The sequence below is a fragment of the Mediterraneibacter gnavus ATCC 29149 genome (assembly GCF_008121495.1).
Classification (GTDB): domain Bacteria; phylum Bacillota; class Clostridia; order Lachnospirales; family Lachnospiraceae; genus Mediterraneibacter; species Mediterraneibacter gnavus.
Map to the genome: position 1 here is coordinate 80,677 of NZ_CP043051.1, position 20,121 is coordinate 100,797.

Genomic DNA, 20,121 nt, shown 5'->3' on the forward strand with positions numbered 1-20,121 from the left:
TTTATGACAAATACTTCTTTTCCATTTTTCATTCTCCTATGTGCTTTAAAACATGGTGATATATCCCTGTACAAAGATAAACAGCACGATCAGCGGCAAAATATATGACACATACACCCTTGCCCATTTCGGGAACCGGATTCCCTGTCCGCTGTTCGCTTCCTTCGTAAATTTCTTCCATCCCCATCCATAACAGCTGGTACAAAACAGAAGATATACCAGACTTCCGATCGGAAGCAGATTGTTGCTTACCAGGAAATCTTCAAAATCCAAAATATTTTTTCCTGCGCCCAAAGGAGAAATCCCACTCCATACATTAAATCCGAGAATACATGGAACAGATAAAACCAGGATTGCGATCAGATTGCAGATTACAGATTTTCTCCTGCTGCATCCGGTCAGTTCCATGGCAAATGTAATGATATTTTCAAATACGGCAATGATCGTAGATGCTGCTGCAAAGAACATACACAGGAAGAACAGAGTTCCCCAGATTCTTCCGCCGCTCATCGCATTAAAAATATTCGGCAGTGTGATAAAGATCAGACTTGGTCCCTGTCCCGGGTTCACTCCGAACGCAAAGCATGCCGGAAAAATGATCATCCCCGCGATCAGCGCCACGCAGGTATCCAGAATCGTAACACAGATTGCCTCCCCTGTCAGCGCCCGTTTCTTATCAATATAGCTTCCAAAGATCGCAATCGCTCCAATCCCAAGACTCAGCGTAAAGAAGGACTGTCCCATGGCTGCATAGACGACTTCAAATACACCTGCTTCTTTCACCTTGCCGAAGTCCGGCAGTAAATAGAACCGAATTCCCTCTCCTGCATTCGGAAGTGTGGCAGAACGTACTGCTAAAATAATCATCAGAGCAAGCAGCAGGATCATCATCACCTTTGTGATCTTCTCCACTCCTTTCTGAAGCCCCATGCTGCAGATTGCAAAACACAGGATTACAACGATTGCCATACACACAAACATCAATCCCGGTCTCGCTGTCAGATTTGCAAACTCCGCTTCAATCCCTTTTGCGTCAAGTCCCTCAAACTGCCCTGCCGCCATTTTCACGAAATACAAAATCATCCATCCGCCAATCGTGGTATAAAACATCATCAGCAGATAATTTCCTGCCATCCCGAAATATTTATACCAGTGCCACCTGGTCCCCTTTGGTTCCAGCTTATCAAAGGAAAGCGCAATACTTGCCTGACTCGCACGCCCTACCGAGAACTCCATGACCATGATCGGAAGTCCCAGTGTTAACAGGAAAAACAGGTAGATCAGCACAAATGCCGCACCCCCGTATTGTCCGGTAATATATGGAAATCTCCATACATTTCCAAGCCCGATGGCACATCCTGCTGAAATCAGGATAAATCCAAGCCTTGAGCCAAATTTTTCTCTCTTCATCTCTCTCATCCTCTCTCACTTATTCAACGTTTATCTTACGTGATATCACATTTACTTGTCAAGAAAATCCGATGCTGTCTGACAGAACGCATCCTTCGCATTTGCGATCATATTAAATGTCATCTGTGCCATTTCTTCCGGTGATTTTTCTTCCCCTTCATTGAGCCACACTTTCACAAGCCCAAGACATCCGCTCAGACAAAACGCGTAAAAATATTTGAGATCCTCTTTCTTACCCGGAAACATCTTCTCCAGCGTCCCCCTGCTGTTCTCTTTGATGATCCGCTCAATGCGGTGGATAAATCCCATATCTCCGTTGGGACCGATCAGCGCTTTACTGATCTCCCGCTCTTCATCTAATACACGAAACATATCTTCTATAAAATAAAACGCATTTTCATTGCCGGATACGATCGGATGCTCTTCGATCGCTCTTTTGATCTGCGCTTCCATATTCTCTTCGATTTCTCTCAAAAGGTCCTGAATGTCTTTAAAATGAAGGTAAAATGTGGAACGATTGATATCCACTTCTTCTACCAGCTCTTTGACTGTGATCTGATTCACGCTTTTTTCCTTCATCAGCGCTGCAAGTCCTTTTTTTAACTGCCTTCTCGTTTTAATGACTCTTCTGTCTACTTTTTTCTCCATTTGTTAACCCTCATTTCCATAATATACTCATCTTTGTTGTAATTTCTTATAATAAATCCATCCTGCAATATCTGCCAGAATCCATCCGATCGGAACTGCACTCCAGATTCCTGACACCCCGATCTGAGGAACCGCTGACAATACATATGCCAGTACTACCCGTGTCCCCAAAGAAATCACCGTCAGCACAACCGACATTCCCGGTTTTCTGACTGCCCGGTAATATCCATAAAACAAAAACAGGAATCCGATTCCAAAATAAAACACACCTTCAATCCGCAAGTATTGAATTCCAACTGCCAGAATTTCTGTTTCGTATGGCTGGACAAAAATCAAAAGCAGCTGCTTTGCAAACACAAAAACTGACGCTGAGATCACCAGACAAAATCCCAGTACGAGCAGCACCGACTTTCTTGCCCCCTCCCGGATCCGCTCCTGTTTTCCGGCCCCGTAATTCTGTGCCACAAAAGTGGAAAACGCATTTCCGAAATCCTGCACCGGCATATATGCAAATGAATCAATCTTCACAGCCGCTGCAAATGCCGCCATTACAACCGGTCCGAAGCTGTTTACCAGCCCCTGCACCATCAAAATCCCCAGATTCATAACAGACTGTTGAACACAGGTCAAAAACGAAAACTGAAAAATCTCGCCAAACGTCTCTTTTGTAATTCTGAAATCTCTCCTTCTCAGACGAAACTGCGGACATCGCCCCCAGGTGTAGACTGCGATTCCGATTCCGGAAATCCACTGAGAGATTACAGTCGCAACCGCAGCTCCGGCAATTCCTGCATCCAGTCCGATCACAAACCACAGATCCAGAACAATATTCAAACCGGCACAGACTGCCAGAAAGATCAACGGAATCAAAGATTCTCCTGCTGCTCTCAAAAGAGAGGCAAAATAATTATATAAAAATGTTGCAAGAATTCCGGTAAATACTACTTCCAGGTATGTTCGCATCCCGTCATATACCTGCTGCGGCACCTGTAAAAACTCCAGAATCCATTCCGTGTTCCGGCAAACCAGTACATTCAGCAATATTGCCACTGCAGCAATCATCAGAAATGAAGTTCCGATATTCTCTTTTAATTTTTCTTCATTCTTTTCTCCATACCGGATGGAAAATAATGCACCGCTTCCCATGCACAGCCCCAGCAGAATCGAAGTCAAAAACGTCATCAGTGTATATGATGATCCCACTGCCGCCAGAGCATCTGCTCCAAGAAACCTTCCTACGATCACAGTGTCTGCAATATTATACGTCTGCTGCAGAAGATTTCCGGCAATCAGAGGGAGAGAAAATAACATCATTTTTTTCGTCACAGGTCCATTCGTTAAATCTATGCTCATATCTCTGCCCCCTTTTCCTGTTGCTTCGCATCCCCGACGTTTTCATTCTGAAATTTATTTTAAATCAAATACTGCGCATTGACAAGGTTTTCAGGGAACAGAACCCAAAAACAGTAATTTTTTTACAAAAAAGAGTTGAATTTCTATTACAAAAGCGCTATAATAATTGAGGTTCGTTCAATCAGAACGAACACTTGCTGGAATAGCTCAGTCGGTAGAGCACTTCACTCGTAATGAAGGGGTCGTCGGTTCAAATCCGATTTCCAGCTTGTGTAAAAAAGGTTGAAGGCTTCGGCTTTCAACCCTTTTTGTTTTCTTCCAATATTTTCAAAAGGTTGTTCATAAACGAAAAAACGTACAGATTGCAGATTTTCTTCCACTCCTGCCATCTGTACGTTTTTATTTCCTGTCAAATGATTGTTTTTCTACTCTGCAAAATCATCCAGAACCAGTTTTGCCGCACCACAGATTCCTGCATCGTTACCAAGTGTTGCAAGGGCAAATCTTACATCTTTATTTGCAAAGAACGCATTCTCCTGAAATGGCTTTTCTACATATTCAAGAAGAATCTCCCCGGCTTTTGATACCCCGCCGCCGATCACAAAAATGGACGGATCGATCACTGCTGCCAGATTTGCAAGAGCACGTCCAAGATAATTTCCGAAAGACTCTGCAATCTCTTTTGCCACTGAATCATCTGCTTTCACCGCATCAAATACTGATTTTGCAGACAGATCATTCCTGTTTAAAATCGTGTTTCTTGTCTCCTGCTCCAGTTTTCTTTTTGCAAGACGCACAATCCCAGTTGCAGATGCATACTGCTCCAGGCATCCCTTTCCTCCACATCCGCAGCTTTCTGTTTCGTGAGGATTTACTCGAAGATGCCCGATCTCTCCGCCTGCTCCGTGGCTTCCTGTCAGAATCTTTCCCCCAACAATGATGCCGCCGCCGACTCCGGTTCCAAGCGTTACCATAATCAGGTTCTTATATCCGGCTCCGCCGCCTTTCCACATCTCACCAAGGGCTGCTACATTGGCATCATTTCCGACTTCCACGTCCAGTCCGGTCAGCTCCTCCAGCTCTTTTTTCACTTCTTTGTATTTCCAGCCGAGATTTGCACTTCCAAAGACGATTCCCTCTTCTGTCACCGGTGCAGGAACACCTACACCTACTCCGATAATATCCGCATCTGCCAGATCATGCTCTGCTTTTTTCTCCTTGAGTGATGCAGCAACATCCGGAAGGATTGCCTTTCCCTCTTCTTCTGTGTGGGTCTTGATCTCCCATTTTTCCAAAATAGTCCCCGTTGCCTCGAACAAGCCCATTTTCACTGTTGTTCCACCAATATCTACTCCAAAACAATATTTCATCTTCCTGCTCTCCTATTTCCTTTTTGTCAAACTGTTCTGAACTCTTTTATATAATTCCTGTGCAGCGTTATATCCCATCTGTTTCTGTCTGTGGTTGACCGCTGCTGACTCCACGATGATCGCCAGATTTCTTCCCGGACGGATCGGAATGTTATGGCATACTACTTTGTTGCCCAGAAATTCCGTATACGTCTCTTCCAGTCCGAGACGATCGTATTCTTTTTCTCTGCTCCAGTCTTCCAGTGTGATGACCAGATCGATATTCTGTGTCTCCCTGACGCTCTGCACACCAAACATGGACTTCACATCTACGATTCCAATACCACGAAGCTCGATAAAATGTCTGGTGATATCCGGTGCAGAACCAACCAGCGTATCATCGCTGACCTTACGGATCTCTACCACGTCATCTGTTACCAGACGATGTCCTCTCTTGATCAGCTCCAGCGCTGCCTCGCTCTTACCGATTCCACTCTCTCCCATAATCAGTACACCGACACCATACACATCCACAAGTACTCCGTGAATGGAAATACACGGTGCCAGTTTCACATTCATCCAGCGAATCAGCTCCGCCATGAAAGAGGATGTTGATTTTTGTGTGATCAGAACCGGTGTATCCGCCTGTGTAGCCTTTTCTAAAAGCTCTTGATCCGGTTCTAATGCACGGCTGAAGATCAGGCATGGAATTTTATGCGATAACAGCTCATCGTACATCTTCATCTTTTTCGCTTCCTCAAGTGTCTGAAGATACGTATATTCAACATATCCGATAACCTGTACACGATCCGAGTCAAAATGATCAAAATATCCGGACAACTGCAGAGCCGGTCTGTTGATATCAGGCACCTGAACATATTTTTCAACCAAATCCACATCCGGTGTCAGATTTTTCAGGTTCATTTTTTCTACAATTTCTTTTAAACTTACGCCTTGTCCCATAATGTTCTCCTTTTCTAAGCATTTCCTGCGTTCAATTATATCACTTATGAAAAAACTTGTACACAGATTCTGCCGCTTTTTCATTCATTGACGGAATCTGGGCAAGCTCTTCCACCGAAGCTGCTTTTATAGCATCCAGACTCATAAAGTTCCGCATCAGCGCTTTACGTCTCGCCGGTCCGATTCCCTCAATATCATCCAGAATCGAATGCACCTGTCCTTTACTTCTTAAAGAACGGTGATATTCGATTGCAAACCGATGTGCCTCATCCTGAATCCGCGTGATCAACCGAAACGCCTCTGAGTTTTTATCAATGGCAATCTCCTGATTTTCATAATAAAGTCCTCTTGTCCGGTGATAGTCATCCTTGACCATACCACACACCGGGATATTCAACCGCAGATCACCCAAAACCTGAAGAGCCACATTGACCTGTCCTTTTCCTCCATCCATCAGAATCAGATCCGGAAAACTGCTGAAACCTCCGATTTCTTTACTTTCCTTCTGTTCTTTTAGCCCATGGGTGAATCTTCTTGTAAGCACCTCCCGCATGCTTCCGTAGTCATCCGCACCTTCAATTCCTTTGATCTTGAATTTCCGGTAGTCATTCCGCTTGGGCTTTCCTCTCTCATAAACAACCATGGATCCGACAGACTCAAATCCATTCGTATTCGAGATATCATATGCCTCCATGCGGCGGATATCCGAAATCCCGATCAGTTTTTCAATCTCCCGGACTGCTCCGATGGTCCTTCCCTCTTCTCTTTTCAGACGTTCTCTGTCTTTACTGAGAACCAGGGTTGCATTGTTGGCAGCCAGTTCCACCAGCTTTTCCTTCGTGCCTTTTTTCGGCACGCGGATATTGACTTTCCCTCCTCGTTTTACACTCAGCCATTCTTCCAGAAGCGAGGCATCTTCAATCTCTTCCTGCAGCATCAGTTCGCCCGGAATAAACGGCGTCCCCGCATAATACTGCTTGATAAAACTATCCAGGATCTCACCGCAGGTCTCTCCCTTGGAAATCCGAAGATAGAAGTGATCCCTTCCGATCAGGCGGCCTCCCCGGATAAAAAATACCTGAACGACCGCATCCTCCTCTTGTATTGCTGCTGCAAGAATATCTCTGTCCTCTCCGCTGCTGTCTGTGATTTTCTGCTTCTGAGCAATCTTTTTTACGCTTCCGAGCAGTTCTCGATACTCTATGGCTTTCTCAAATTTCAGTTCTTCCGAAGCCTTCTGCATCTTCTCTTCCAGATCCTTCAAAATCCCGTCAAAATTTCCATTCAGAAAACGGATCACTTCTGAGATAGCTTTTCCATATTCTTCTTTTGAAATATACCCCTGACAAGGCGCATCACATTGCTTGATATGGTAATTAAGGCAAGGGCGCTCTTTTCCGATGTCTTTTGGCAGATTCCGGTTGCAGCTGCGGACATGATACAACTTGTGAAGCAGATCAATCGTATCTCTGACTGCCTGCCCGCTTGTATACGGTCCAAAATATTTTGCCTTGTCTTTGAGCATCTTTCTTGCCAGCATCACTCTCGGAAAGTCTTCATTTACTGTCACCTTGATAAACGGATATGTCTTATCATCCATCAGCATGGTATTGTATTTCGGATGATGCTCTTTGATCAGATTGCATTCCAGTACCAGTGCCTCCAGTTCTGAATCTGTGACAATGTACTCAAATCGGCGGATATGCGTCACCATCTGCTCAATCTTCACACCTTTATTCCGGCTGGTTTGAAAATACTGACGCACCCGGTTTTTCAGGCTGATCGCCTTTCCTACATAGATGATATGATCCCGTTCATCATGCATAATATAAACGCCCGGTTTCGCCGGGAGTTTTTTCAATTCTTCCTGTATATCAAAATTATAATTTTCCATGCCATTTATTATAAATGCTTTTGAAAAAAAGGACAAGATAAAAATCCTGTCCTTCTCCGTCTCATTTATTCTTCTGTAAACTCGGGACCTTCTTCCGGTTCTTCCACAGGTTTCATCGCGATTCTGGCTTCTTTCTTTGTTTCCAGTTCTTCGCTCTCTTCGATCCCCTGCACCTTTCTTAAAATCTTCATAAATTCTTTTCCTGTGATCGTCTCTTTCTCGATCAGGAATTCTGAAATCTTATCCAGTGCTTCTCTGTTTTCCCGAAGCAGGCGTTTTGCCTCTTCATATGCAGCCTTGAGCATCTCCATTACTTCAGCATCAATCTCAGCTGCTGTCGCTTCTCCACAGTTCATCACCGCACGGCCATCCAGGTAACGGCTCTGTACAGACTCTAACCCGATCAGACCAAACTTCTCAGACATTCCGTACTGTGTGATCATTGCTCTGGCAACCTTCGTCGCCTTTTCAATGTCATTGGACGCACCTGTCGTCACCGTATCAAACACAACTTCTTCCGCCGCACGACCAGCCAAAAGTCCGACCAGCATTGCTTTCAGCTCTTTCTTAGTGTTTAAGAACTTCTCTTCTTCCGGCGTCTGCATCACATATCCAAGCGCTCCCATGGTTCTTGGCACGATCGTGATCTTCTGTACCGGCTCCGCATCTTTCTGCAGCGCGCTGACCAGTGCATGCCCCACTTCATGGTAAGATACGATCCGGCGCTCTTCCTCATTCATAATGCGGTCTTTTTTCTCTTTTCCTACAAGAACTACTTCCACAGCTTCAAACAGATCTTTCTGGCTGACAACCTGTCTGCCATGCTTTACCGCTGTGATCGCAGCTTCGTTAATCATATTGGCAAGATCCGAGCCAACTGCACCTGATGTAGCAAGCGCGATCGCCTCCAGATCCACCGTCTCGTCCATCTTGACGTCCTTGGAGTGTACTTTCAAAATGTCCACACGGCCTTTTAAATCCGGTTTATCTACGATAATCCGTCTGTCAAAGCGCCCCGGACGCAAAAGTGCCGGATCGAGTACTTCCGGACGGTTGGTCGCTGCAAGTAACAGCAGACCTTTGTTCGTATCAAATCCATCCATCTCTGCCAGAAGCTGGTTCAGTGTCTGCTCGCGCTCATCATTGCTTCCCATGGCATTGTCACGGCTCTTACCGATCGCATCGATCTCATCAATAAATACAATACACGGCGCCATCTGCTGCGCCTGTTTAAACAGGTCACGCACACGGGATGCACCGACTCCCACATACATCTCTACAAACGCAGAACCTGAAAGGGAGAAGAACGGCACCTTCGCTTCTCCTGCAACTGCCTTGGCAAGCAGCGTCTTACCTGTTCCCGGAGGTCCCACCAGAAGCGCACCCTTTGGCAGTTTTGCTCCGATTCCGGTATATTTGCCCGGATTATGCAGAAAATCTACGACTTCCTGCAGGGATTCTTTTGCCTCGTCCTCTCCTGCAACATCCTGGAACGTTACCCCGGTCTGCTTTTCAACATATACCTTGGCATTGCTCTTTCCGATTCCCATCATACCGCTGCCTTTTGACATCCTCTTCATCACAAAATTCATTAAAAGGAATATCAGGATCAGCGGAAGGATCGCCGTGATAAATACTTCGAATATCAGCGAAGACATCGTATCCGGTATATTCTGTTCATACTCTACTCCCGCATCGTACAAACGCTGGGAAAGTGTATCATCTTTTACCGCGCCTGTATAATAGTCAGGTTCTCTCTCTCCTCCCGCCGTCTTTTCTTCAATCTGCTCAAGAAGCTCTGCGGTTGCTGTATTTTCTTCCTGGTTTTTCTTGATTGCTTCTTTTCTCGCTTCATCTGTGAGCGTAATATAGATTTTGGCAGAATCGATCGTTACTTTTTCTACTTTTTTCTCATCTACCATCTTTAAAAACTTATCGTAGCTGATCTCCTGCGGGTCGCTCCCCTGCATCAGCGAAAACAGTCCCATAACGAGAAACGCCGTCAGCAGTGTCGTCACAAGAATGACGCCCCATCCCTGACGGTTGTTTTTGGGATTGTTCTTATTATTTCTGTTGTTTTGATTGTCCATTCTTTTCCTCCTAAAGTCCACTATCCCCATTATAAATACAGGTTTCCCATAAATCAATAAAAACATTGTGAAAATATTGTAAACTCCTCCCTGTTTATAGTATACTGTATCAGAAAAGGGTAAAACTTCTGTTTTCCCTTCTTGTCACACGTAATACTAAATTGATAGAGGAATGAAATCATGAAAATTGGATTTGATAACGAAAAGTATTTAAAAATGCAGTCAGAGCATATCCGCGAACGTATCAATCAGTTTGATAACAAACTGTATCTCGAGTTCGGCGGGAAACTGTTCGATGACTACCATGCTTCCCGCGTTCTTCCGGGATTTGAACCTGACAGCAAACTCCGCCTTTTAAAACAGCTCAGTGACCAGGCAGAGATTGTCATCGTCATCAGCGCAAAGGATATCGAGAAAAATAAAGTCCGCGGCGATCTTGGTATCACTTATGATTCTGACGTACTCCGTCTGATGGATTCTTACCGCGACAATGGTCTGTATGTGGGCAGTGTCGTAATCACACAATACTCCGGTCAGGAAAGCGCCTCTTTATTCCGCCACCGTCTGGAAAATATGGGAATCCGTGTATACCAGCACTACTGTATCAACGGCTACCCTTCCAATATTCCGCTAATCGTCAGTGATGAAGGATACGGTAAAAATGACTATATCGAAACTTCCCGTCCGCTTGTCATCATCACAGCCCCGGGTCCTGGAAGCGGAAAAATGGCAACCTGTCTGTCTCAGTTATATCATGAGCACAAACGCGGGATTCATGCAGGATATGCCAAATTTGAAACATTCCCGATCTGGAATCTGCCGCTGAAGCATCCGGTAAATCTGGCGTATGAAGCGGCTACAGCAGACCTCAACGATGTGAATATGATCGATCCGTTCCATCTGGAGGCCTATGGAAAGACAACCGTCAACTACAACCGTGATGTTGAGATCTTCCCGGTTTTAAACACGATTTTTGAAAAGATTTACGGAAAGAGCCCATACAAATCTCCAACCGATATGGGTGTAAATATGGCTGGAAACTGTATCTGTGACGATGCTGTATGCTGTGAAGCATCCCGCCAGGAGATCGTTCGCCGTTACTATGATTCCCTCAACTCTCTTCTGAAAGGAAACAGTCCGGAAGAAGAAGCACAGAAAATCGAGCTGCTGATGAATCAGGCCAATGTGACGATCGAAGACCGCCACGTTGTTGCAGCTGCCTTAAAACGTGCGGAAGAGACACATACGCCTGCTGCTGCTCTGGAACTGGATGACGGCCGTATCATCACCGGAAAGACCACGAATCTTCTCGGTGCCTCCGCTGCCCTTCTTCTGAATGTGATCAAAGAACTGGCCGGGTTGAAACACGAGCTGCATATTATTTCACCGGAATCGATCGAGCCGATTCAGAAACTGAAAGTGGACTATCTGAAAAGCAAAAACCCGAGACTTCATACTGATGAAGTACTTATCGCACTTTCTGCAAGCGCTGCCACCAACCCGGATGCCAGACTTGCACTTCAGCAGCTTTCAAAATTAAACGGATGTCAGGCTCATACTTCCGTTATGCTGTCCGATGTTGATATCCGCACCTTCAAACGTCTCGGCGTCCAGCTTACATGCGAAGCTGTTTATGAAACCGGATATAATTATCACTAAAAGCGATCCTCTCCTGATGGGAGAGGATTTTTTTAATAAAAGAGGAAATATTTATTGTTCATAAAAAAGTACTTGTATTTTTTTGCAAAAAGAGAGTATACTCCTTTTTTAATATTTTTATTCACATCAAATGAGGAGGATCACTATGGCAGTAAAATATGTATTTGTGACCGGTGGAGTTGTTTCAGGACTTGGGAAAGGGATTACAGCCGCATCACTCGGCAGGCTTTTGAAAGCCCGCGGATATACGGTGACCATGCAGAAATTCGACCCTTACATCAATATTGATCCCGGAACCATGAATCCGGTACAGCACGGAGAAGTATTTGTAACCGATGACGGAGCCGAAACGGATTTGGATCTGGGACATTATGAACGTTTTATCGATGAAAGTCTGACAAAAAATTCCAATGTCACAACCGGAAAGATTTACTGGTCTGTCTTGCAGAAGGAACGAAGAGGCGATTTCGGCGGCGGAACCGTACAGGTTATCCCACACATCACCAATGAGATCAAAAGCAGATTTTACCGCAATCCTTCTGCTGAAAATACCGAAATCGCGATTATTGAAGTGGGCGGAACTGTTGGTGATATCGAAAGCCAGCCTTTCCTGGAATCCATTCGTCAGTTTCAGCATGAAAAAGGACGTGATAACGTCATTTTGATCCATGTAACCTTAATTCCATACCTGAGAGCCTCTCAGGAAATGAAAACAAAACCTACACAGGCCAGTGTCAAAGAACTTCAGGGCATGGGAATCCAGCCGGATATTATCGTATGCCGTTCCGAACATCCGCTGGATAACGGAATCAAAGACAAGATTTCCCTGTTTTGTAACCTTCCGGCAGATCACGTTCTTCAGAATCTGGATGTGGATTATTTATACGAAGCACCTCTGGCAATGGAAAAAGAAAACCTTGCACAGGTTGTATGCGAATGTCTCCATCTGGACTGTCCAAAACCGGATTTAAGTGACTGGGAAACTATGGTAGACAATCTAAGACACCCGGTTTCCAAAGTCCGCATCGCACTGGTCGGAAAATATGTTCAGCTGCACGATGCCTATATCAGCGTGGTAGAAGCTTTAAAACACGGCGGAATCTACAGCCACACGACTGTTGAGATCAAATGGGTGGATGCCGAGACAGTGACTCCTGAAACCGCAGATGAGATTTTTAAGGATGTAACAGGAATCCTGGTTCCCGGCGGATTTGGTCACCGCGGTGTGGAAGGCAAGATCGAAGCCATCCGCTACGCCCGCACACACAAAATTCCGTTCCTCGGTATCTGTCTTGGAATGCAGCTTGCGATCGTAGAATTTGCCCGCAATGTGATCGGTTTCCACGATGCACACAGTCTGGAACTAAATCCATCCACTACACATCCGGTGATCCACATCATGCAGGATCAGATCGGTATCGAAGATATCGGCGGAACACTTCGCCTGGGCGCTTATCCATGTATTCTGGACAAAACTTCCAAAGCATATGAGGTCTACCAGAAAGAAGAAATTCAGGAACGCCACAGACATCGCTATGAAGTCAACAATGATTACCGTGAAGTTCTGACAGAAAACGGCATGAATCTGTGTGGCCTTTCTCCGGACGGCAAGATCGTTGAAATGGCAGAGATCAAGGATCATCCGTGGTTTATCGCAACACAGGCGCATCCGGAATTAAAATCCCGTCCGAACAAACCACATCCACTGTTCAAAGGATTTGTGGAAGCTGCGGCGGCACTTGACAAACACTAATATATACAGACTGATCTCTTCCTGAAGTTTCATACCAGGATACAACCCGATTTCCCAAATGGTTCCGATTCCTGTTGTTTCCAGAACAAGGTACACATAATACAGAAAAATAAAAACCCAGATCATATGTATAAAATTAGTTCTCTGATGAAATCCTTTCGTTTGAATCAGGACATACAGCATACATGGCAGCAGAATACAAAATAACGGATACAGTACAAAAATCATATTTTGCATAATAGGGCGACTCCTTTCACTATCAATATGTATCCAGATGGGTATACTCATTCAGGCATCCCGTAATACATAACTGCGGTGGGCGGACTTTGTCCGACAATGTATACTGTATCAGATAAGTTTTAAAAATCGAAAAAAAGATTCTTAAGCTTTTCTGAAATGATGCTGATTTTATTTTTTTGATTGTCTACTTGACGGGGAGCGGTTCATACTAATGTCAACTTTTTATTCCACCTTCATATTCTCTTCAAAAACATGATCATATTTGTTTTTTATGGACTGCTTTGATTTGGATCATAATATAAATCATGTTTTCCATAAGAGAAATGATTCTTTAACTTTCATGAAATTTCAAAAAGCGCCACGAAGCAGATTCTTCCATCTGCCTCGCAGCGCTTCTTTCTATCTTCCATTTTACTTTTCTGCTTTTTTAGCCTTTCTCACAAGCCCATGCTTCACAATCCTCACTGCTCCCCATGCAGCAAACGCCCCCACAACAGCTCCACCGAGCACATCCGTCGGATAATGCACGCCCACATACAACCTGGAAAGAGAGATCAGCACTGCCAGAATTACAAGCGGAATCCCCCACTTTCTCTCCAAAAACGGATACATCGCCAACGCTGCTCCAATAGAGGCACAGGTATGTCCGGAAGGAAATGAAAAATCTGACTGCGGCTCGATCAAAAGCTTCAGTCCTTCCACCACTTCATACGGGCGGATTCTTGCAATGATGTTTTTGAGTGCCACATTTGTGATCAATGCTCCGATCGCCAGTGCCGCCAAAGCGGCAATTCCTGCTTTTCTTGTCTTTTTCGGAATCAGAAGTACGATTCCCAAGATAATCCAGAACCATCCTGCATCCCCCAGATGTGTGATCGTCTTCCAGAATCCGTCCATCCACACCTGTCTGATATGCTCCTGAATAAACAACAACGCCTGTCCATCCCATTGTAAAATTGCTTCCATTCACCTCTCCTTCTCCTATACCAAATCCTGTTCTTCAAATAACGCATCCACAACTGCTTCATACAGTTTCAACTTTTCTGCTTTTTTAATTTTCTTGGCATACTTCTCATACTGCGTAAACAACGGCGCCATATAAAACCACAGCTCTTTCATCTTGAAGAGTACCGTTTTCTCCCCAAAAAGAACTTCCTGATATTCCCGGTAAAGTTCATCATGAAATGCCCGGATCCTGTCTTTTTCAACCGGTATGCCTTGTCTGATCTTCCGAACCAGCCCCGGATTTTTCAGGATTCCTCTTCCGATCATCACAGATGGTACCTCCTGGAAACGGTTACAGATTATTTCATATTCCTCTTTTGTGCAAATATCCCCATTGTAACAGAGTGGATTTTTACTGTTTTTGACCGCATATTCAAACATTTCCAGATTCGGAGTGTTCTTATAGAAATCTGTCTGGATCCGCGGATGAATGATCAACTCCTCCATTGGATACTGATTGTAAATTTCCAGAAGCCGGATCCATTCTTCCGGGCTCTCCTTGCCAATCCGTGTCTTAACCGAAATACGGATCGGTGTCTTTTCAAAAAGCTCTTCTAAGAATGCATTCAATCTGTCCGGCTCTGCCAGAAATCCAGCCCCTCTTCCTTTGCTCACCACGGTTTTTGACGGACATCCCAGATTCAGATTGACTTCCTCATACCCGTATTCCCCCAGCCTTTCTGCCGTCTTTATAAAATCCTCCGCCGAATTGGTCAAAATCTGAGGAATCGCACACATCCCCTGATTGTGCATGGGTAAGATATCGTTCTTTTCCCTGGAACTGAGCTTTCCTTTCTGATTCGGTTTAATAAACGGAATAAAATATTTGTCAATTCCTCCAAAATAGTGTTCATAAGCCTTTCTATACACATATCCGCTGATTCCTTCCAGCGGTGCAAAATAAAATTTTTCCACAACATTCTCCTGATTCTTTTTTGTTTCGCTCCATTATAGCATATATTCTTTTATTTGACACCCATCTGTCAAAAAACGGACTCCGAAGAGTCCGCTTCATTTTGACAATATTACATCAATTTTGTATCTTCCAGTTTTTCTATAAACAATTCGTTCAGGCGAATCACCGGTTTTCGAAGCACCAGTCCCAAAAACAGGGATGCCAGAAGGAACAGACACATGATTCCCAATTCTACCCAGTACGTATACTGATAGAATCCGGCAACACATTCCCGCATAGCTGTCATACTGTGCGTAAATGGAAGAAACGGATAAATCTTCTGGAAGATTTCCGGCGCCACTTCGATCGGGAACGTACCGCCTGATCCTGCCACCTGCATAACCAGAAGAACCACACAGATTGCTTTTCCTACATCTCCAAATGATACCGTGAACGTATAAATAATATTCACATATACCACACTGCTTACCCAGCCTGCCAGAAGGAACAAAAACGGATGCTCACACTGGATTCCAAGGAAATACAGATCTCCCAGACAGATCAGGCCGCTCTGGATCAGTCCCAGCACGAGGAACAGCAGGTATCTGCCCAGATAGATCTGATGCGGCTTCAATGGCGCAAGCGCTCTTTTTAAATTTTCCGAAGCTGTCACTTTCATCATTGCTACCAGGATGATCCCGCCTACCCAGATAGAGAGTGTAGAATAGAACGGCGCCATGGCTGATCCATAATTTTCTACCGGATACAAGGCTTTTGTCTGCATTCTTACCGGCGCAGACACAAAGCTGCTGATTACTTCCGGGCTGCTTCCAAGCACATTTTTTAATGTCTCCACATTTCCGTCCTGTGCTGCCGTATCCAGCTTTTCTGCTGCCTGGTTTACCTTTTCTGCCGTCTCTGTCAAAAGGGAAGCAGATGTATCCAGTGTTGTTTTCATCTTCTCCAGACCGGATCCTGCATCCTTCGCCAGTTTTTCCATATCTTCGACTCCATTGTCCATACTGGTGAACAAAGACTGCACTGCACTGCTGGTATCCCCCAGTGTGCCAAACATGGTATTGATCTGTGTTTTTACGTTGTTTTCATAATCCGAACGGATCCCCGAGATCTGCTGAGAACCCTGCTTCACCAGCTGATCCAGCTGTACCTGATAGTTTCCCGCATCACTTGCAGTCTCCGTAATCTTTGCCGCCGCTTCATTCAATTTATCCCTTACCGCTTCCTGGTGGGCAATGGATTCATTCAGGTTTCCGATGATCGGCTGGAGCAGATCCGAAGCAAGCGGAAAGGAATCTGCAAGCTGCTGCACACTGTCTCGAAATCCCGTATAGCGGTCAATCATAACCTGTACTTCGGATGCCACGCTGTTGAGTGCCCCTGCTGTTGCTCCCGCACCCGTGGATATCGAAGAAAATGCATTGTTGATCTGTCCGGATATGGCATCATAGCACTGACTTCCCTGTGCCAGTACCTGATTGACACTCTCTGTTGTTCCCGACACTGCGCTTCTTAATGAGTCAACAGAATTTCCGGTCTCATTCAGAAGTGACAGATTTGTTTCCGTATTCTGCCCCGCTTTATTTAAAATATCTGCAGTGGCATCCAGCATCTGCTGCATGGAAACCGTCAGGTTCGAAAACGCCTTCACCGTACCGGCTGTTGAATCCAGATCCGCTCCGATCTTCCGGATATTTTCTGTCAGATTCTGTGCTGCTGCCTGTGCGCCGTCACTGCTGGTCACTTCTGAGATTGTATCCAGAAGATCCAGTCCCACCTGCGCCGCTGTTTTTACAAAAATCTCATCGATCTGCTGCTGTACGGCACTTGCTCCCTTGTCAGTCACTTTTGGAGCAATGGCATTTTCTTTTTCATTGATATAATATATAATATCGGAATGTGTCATCTCCTCCGAAAACAGGCTCATCATATCCTGACTGAAACTTTTCGGAATTACGATCGCGGCATAGTATTTTCCCGATTTGACACCTTCTACTGCATCCTTTTTCCCTGTAAACGTCCAGTCCAGCTGGTCATTTTCTCTGAGACTTGAGATTACAGTATCTCCGATATTGATCTGGAGAGGAAGGATTTCTCCTTCATACCCTTCATCCGTATTTGCAACCGCCACCTTCAGACCATTTGTATTGGAATATGGATCCCAGCTTGCAGCAATATTGAACCATGCATAAAGAGACGGAACAACGCACAAGCCGAGCACTACGATCATTGCGATCACATTTTTTTTGATATGTGAAATATCATAAAGAAAAACTTGCCCTATCTTCTTCATGCTTCTTCCTCCTCTTGTTCTTTCCGTTTTCTCAGTGTCTCTAACAATTCCTCCTGAGACATCCGACTCACCTTCAGTCTCCGTTTCAGACTTTCATGGAGATATTCCACGCAGATCAGATAAAGCGCGATCACAATGATCGATGTGATCCACAACACCAGAAATACCATTTTGGAACTGATACTGAACATCAGGATCAAAAAGATCAGCGGAATGATCAAGATCGCCGCAAATCCTCTGCGGATCCGTTTCTTATAATTTCTCTCAAACCGTTCTGCCCTCTGGTACATCTCTTCCCGGAATGTTTTCTTGTCTGCCAGCGCACTCACAACTGCTGTCATACGGAATCTCTCTTTTGTCAGACCTTCCTCCTCACAGATCATCAGCTCAGTCTCTCCCAGTTTCTGGTCAAACATATGGTTCAGATTCAAAAGCCATGGACGTACGACAACTCCGATCAAAAGCGCAATCGGAACATACACTGCAAGACACAACAAATTCTCTGCATAATGGAATCCATATATTCCTGCTACCGCTTCTCTCATCGCATTGATTCCGTATGTAAAAGGAAGCAGCGGATGCAGCTTCTGGAAAAACGCCGGTGTCATCTCGATCGGATAGGTTCCTGCAGAACCCGGAATCTGAATGATGACCAGAATTACACTGACTGCCTTTCCAATGTGTTTGAATGTAATAGAAAGCGCATAAATAATATTCACATATACAAAGGAAGTGAACAATCCTGCAAAAATAAATGCCGCAGGTGACTTGCACTGGACTCCTAACAATAGCAGATCTCCCACACAGATGATCAGCGACTGTATCAGTCCCATCACCACATATAGCATCCATCTTCCGAAATAAGACTGAACTGCTGTAAACTTCGGCACGACTTCATCTTTATCAGACTCCAGTTTGAAAATTGCGATCAACACAATCCCCCCTACCCAGATGGCAAGGTTTGTATAGAACGGAGTCATGGCGCTTCCATAATTTTTCACCGGATAAAAGGACTCTGTTTTCAGAGCTACCGGTGCAGACATAAACTCCGAAACTGCTTCCGAATCCAATCCTGTCAGATTCAGAAAATCCTGATAGGACTGGGAACTTCTGAGCGCATTCAGATCTGCTGTTACTGAATTCAGTTTTTCCTGTACTTTCTGAAGCGCATTTCCTGTACTCTCAAGTGCCGTCTTGGAGTCATTCAGGCTTGTATTGAGATTGTCAAGAATTCCTTTCGTCTGATCCACCAGTGGATCCACTCCGCTTAACACACCGGAGAGTTTTCCGGAAAGCTGTCCGAAAGAATCCAGAGATGTGTTCAGCCCTGGAAGTACATTCTGCTCAAAGCTGCCTTTGATTCCACGAAGCTGCTGCTGATTTTCCTTTACCAGACTGCCAATCTGCTGTGCTGTATCCGTTGCCGTCTGAGCCGCATTGCCGATTCCCGCATTTCCTGCCTGCAGACTATTCAAAAGCTCCTGATGTCTCTGGTTCTCTGCCTGCAGCTGTGCGATCAGATCTGATGCCGGACTGCCTGGTATGGCACTGTCCAGCTGTGAAAGCAGATCAATGATCTTTTCATTCAGCTGGATCACACTGTTGATGGAAGACATGGCACTGTCCACTTTTCCATTGACTGACTGAATCTTTTCATTCAGACTTCCCAAATCTGCCCCTGCGGAATTCCCGATGTCGGACAGAAGATTCTCCCCATCCGTCAGCGTTCCAGATAGTGCAGAAGAAAATGATGAGACACTGTTTCTTCCTGCCTGAAGTGCAAAAGCCCCTGCATCCAGAGCAGCAGCCCCTGAGGAAGCAGCGCTTTTCACCTGATCCATGGCAGACTGCACCTCTTTGATCTGCGCATCACTGTCCTGAAAGGTTGCCTGGAACTCAGACAGTATCTGCTGATAACTTGCGATATTGTCAGATACCTTCTGAATATCTGAAACTACATTTTCCTGCAGCGAATCCAGATTGCCCGCTGCATCTGCAATCGAATCTTTAAAAATTTCTGAAACTGCTTCTGATGCAGCAGATACAAATGCCTCATTGACCTGACTCTGCACCGCTGTCGCCCCACTGTCCGTAATTTTCGGTGCGATCGCATTTTTCTTCTCATTCAGATAATAAGTAAATTTAGGCTGTTCAATCGTTCCCGTCAGTACACTGGTCAGGGATTCACTGAAATCTTCCGGAATCACGATCGCAGCATAATACTTGCCGGATTTCACCCCGTCTACAGCCTCTTCTTTTTTCACAAACTTCCAGCCCAGATCATGATTCTCCTTCAACTGATCTACAATCTCCTCACCTGCATTGAGCGAACCGGTAAGTTCATTTTCTGTTCCTTTATCCAGATTCGCCACCGCGATCTGAACTGCTCCCGTATTTCCATAGGGATCCATATTCGCAGCAATATTAAACCATGCGTACAGCGATGGGAGCAGACAGACGCCGGCCACAACGATCATTGCGATTGGATTGTGAGCCAGCCGTCTCATATCCCTTTTTAAAATCTGAAATGCGCGCTTCATCTTCAGCCTCC

13 protein-coding genes and 1 tRNA gene are annotated in these 20,121 nt (G+C 45.0%); 3 read left to right on the forward strand and 11 right to left on the reverse strand.

Features of this window, described 5'->3' with window-relative positions; all coding sequences use genetic code 11:
- Nucleotides 1-45: 45 nt before the first annotated feature.
- The 3 genes from FXV78_RS00380 to FXV78_RS00390 are packed head-to-tail and all read right to left on the reverse strand — an operon-like array spanning nucleotide 46 to nucleotide 3,411.
- The gene (locus FXV78_RS00380; RefSeq protein WP_009244466.1) at nucleotides 46-1,410 is read right to left on the reverse strand and encodes a sodium-dependent transporter; all 1,365 of its coding nucleotides are present in this window, start codon (nucleotides 1,408-1,410) and stop codon (nucleotides 46-48) included.
- Nucleotides 1,411-1,461: 51 nt separating this feature from the next.
- A complete protein-coding gene (locus tag FXV78_RS00385; protein ID WP_004844348.1) occupies nucleotides 1,462-2,058 on the reverse strand; it encodes a TetR/AcrR family transcriptional regulator in 597 nt (198 codons plus the stop codon).
- 27 nt (nucleotides 2,059-2,085) lie between these two features.
- Complete coding sequence (locus FXV78_RS00390; protein WP_004844349.1) at nucleotides 2,086-3,411, reverse strand: MATE family efflux transporter; 1,326 nt, start codon at nucleotides 3,409-3,411, stop codon at nucleotides 2,086-2,088.
- A 196-nt stretch (nucleotides 3,412-3,607) separates the two neighbouring features.
- On the opposite strand from FXV78_RS00390, the gene FXV78_RS00395 reads away from it, so the two are divergent.
- A tRNA-Thr gene (locus tag FXV78_RS00395) sits at nucleotides 3,608-3,680 on the forward strand.
- 156 nt (nucleotides 3,681-3,836) lie between these two features.
- Here the strand turns inward: FXV78_RS00395 and FXV78_RS00400 are convergent.
- The 4 genes from FXV78_RS00400 to ftsH all read right to left on the reverse strand — a co-directional run bounded on the left by FXV78_RS00400 (nucleotide 3,837) and on the right by ftsH (nucleotide 9,707).
- Complete coding sequence (locus FXV78_RS00400) at nucleotides 3,837-4,781, reverse strand: ROK family glucokinase (RefSeq protein WP_004844351.1); 945 nt, start codon at nucleotides 4,779-4,781, stop codon at nucleotides 3,837-3,839.
- Between the two features lie 12 nt (nucleotides 4,782-4,793).
- Nucleotides 4,794-5,723 carry an HPr(Ser) kinase/phosphatase gene (gene hprK / locus FXV78_RS00405; RefSeq protein ID WP_009244468.1) on the reverse strand — a complete coding sequence of 310 codons (930 nt, stop codon included), beginning with the start codon at nucleotides 5,721-5,723 and terminating at the stop codon, nucleotides 4,794-4,796.
- A gap of 40 nt (nucleotides 5,724-5,763) precedes the next feature.
- Nucleotides 5,764-7,617 carry an excinuclease ABC subunit UvrC gene (uvrC, locus tag FXV78_RS00410; RefSeq protein WP_055168662.1) on the reverse strand — a complete coding sequence of 618 codons (1,854 nt, stop codon included), beginning with the start codon at nucleotides 7,615-7,617 and terminating at the stop codon, nucleotides 5,764-5,766.
- Between the two features lie 65 nt (nucleotides 7,618-7,682).
- On the reverse strand, nucleotides 7,683-9,707 hold the full coding sequence (gene ftsH / locus FXV78_RS00415; protein WP_039960061.1) for an ATP-dependent zinc metalloprotease FtsH: 2,025 nt from the start codon (nucleotides 9,705-9,707) through the stop codon (nucleotides 7,683-7,685).
- Between the two features lie 180 nt (nucleotides 9,708-9,887).
- Between ftsH and FXV78_RS00420 the strand changes: the two genes are divergently transcribed.
- Together FXV78_RS00420 and FXV78_RS00425 are read left to right on the forward strand one after the other, a co-directional pair.
- The gene (locus FXV78_RS00420; RefSeq protein WP_004844356.1) at nucleotides 9,888-11,366 is read left to right on the forward strand and encodes a DUF1846 domain-containing protein; all 1,479 of its coding nucleotides are present in this window, start codon (nucleotides 9,888-9,890) and stop codon (nucleotides 11,364-11,366) included.
- Nucleotides 11,367-11,511: 145 nt separating this feature from the next.
- Complete coding sequence (locus tag FXV78_RS00425; RefSeq protein WP_004844357.1) at nucleotides 11,512-13,119, forward strand: CTP synthase; 1,608 nt, start codon at nucleotides 11,512-11,514, stop codon at nucleotides 13,117-13,119.
- A gap of 651 nt (nucleotides 13,120-13,770) precedes the next feature.
- On the opposite strand, the gene FXV78_RS00430 is transcribed toward FXV78_RS00425, so the two are convergent.
- The 4 genes from FXV78_RS00430 to FXV78_RS00445 all read right to left on the reverse strand — a co-directional run bounded on the left by FXV78_RS00430 (nucleotide 13,771) and on the right by FXV78_RS00445 (nucleotide 20,110).
- On the reverse strand, nucleotides 13,771-14,325 hold the full coding sequence (locus FXV78_RS00430; protein WP_004844358.1) for a phosphatase PAP2 family protein: 555 nt from the start codon (nucleotides 14,323-14,325) through the stop codon (nucleotides 13,771-13,773).
- Nucleotides 14,326-14,340: 15 nt separating this feature from the next.
- Complete coding sequence (locus FXV78_RS00435) at nucleotides 14,341-15,279, reverse strand: tRNA dihydrouridine synthase (RefSeq protein ID WP_004844359.1); 939 nt, start codon at nucleotides 15,277-15,279, stop codon at nucleotides 14,341-14,343.
- Nucleotides 15,280-15,389: 110 nt separating this feature from the next.
- Nucleotides 15,390-17,570: a YhgE/Pip domain-containing protein gene (locus FXV78_RS00440; RefSeq protein ID WP_004844360.1), complete on the reverse strand. Its 2,181-nt coding sequence runs from the start codon at nucleotides 17,568-17,570 to the stop codon at nucleotides 15,390-15,392.
- Nucleotides 17,567-20,110, reverse strand: a complete 2,544-nt coding sequence (locus FXV78_RS00445) for a YhgE/Pip domain-containing protein (protein ID WP_004844361.1) — start codon at nucleotides 20,108-20,110, stop codon at nucleotides 17,567-17,569. Before FXV78_RS00445 ends, FXV78_RS00440 begins: the two co-directional genes overlap by 4 nt.
- Between the last annotated feature and the right edge of the window lie 11 nt (nucleotides 20,111-20,121).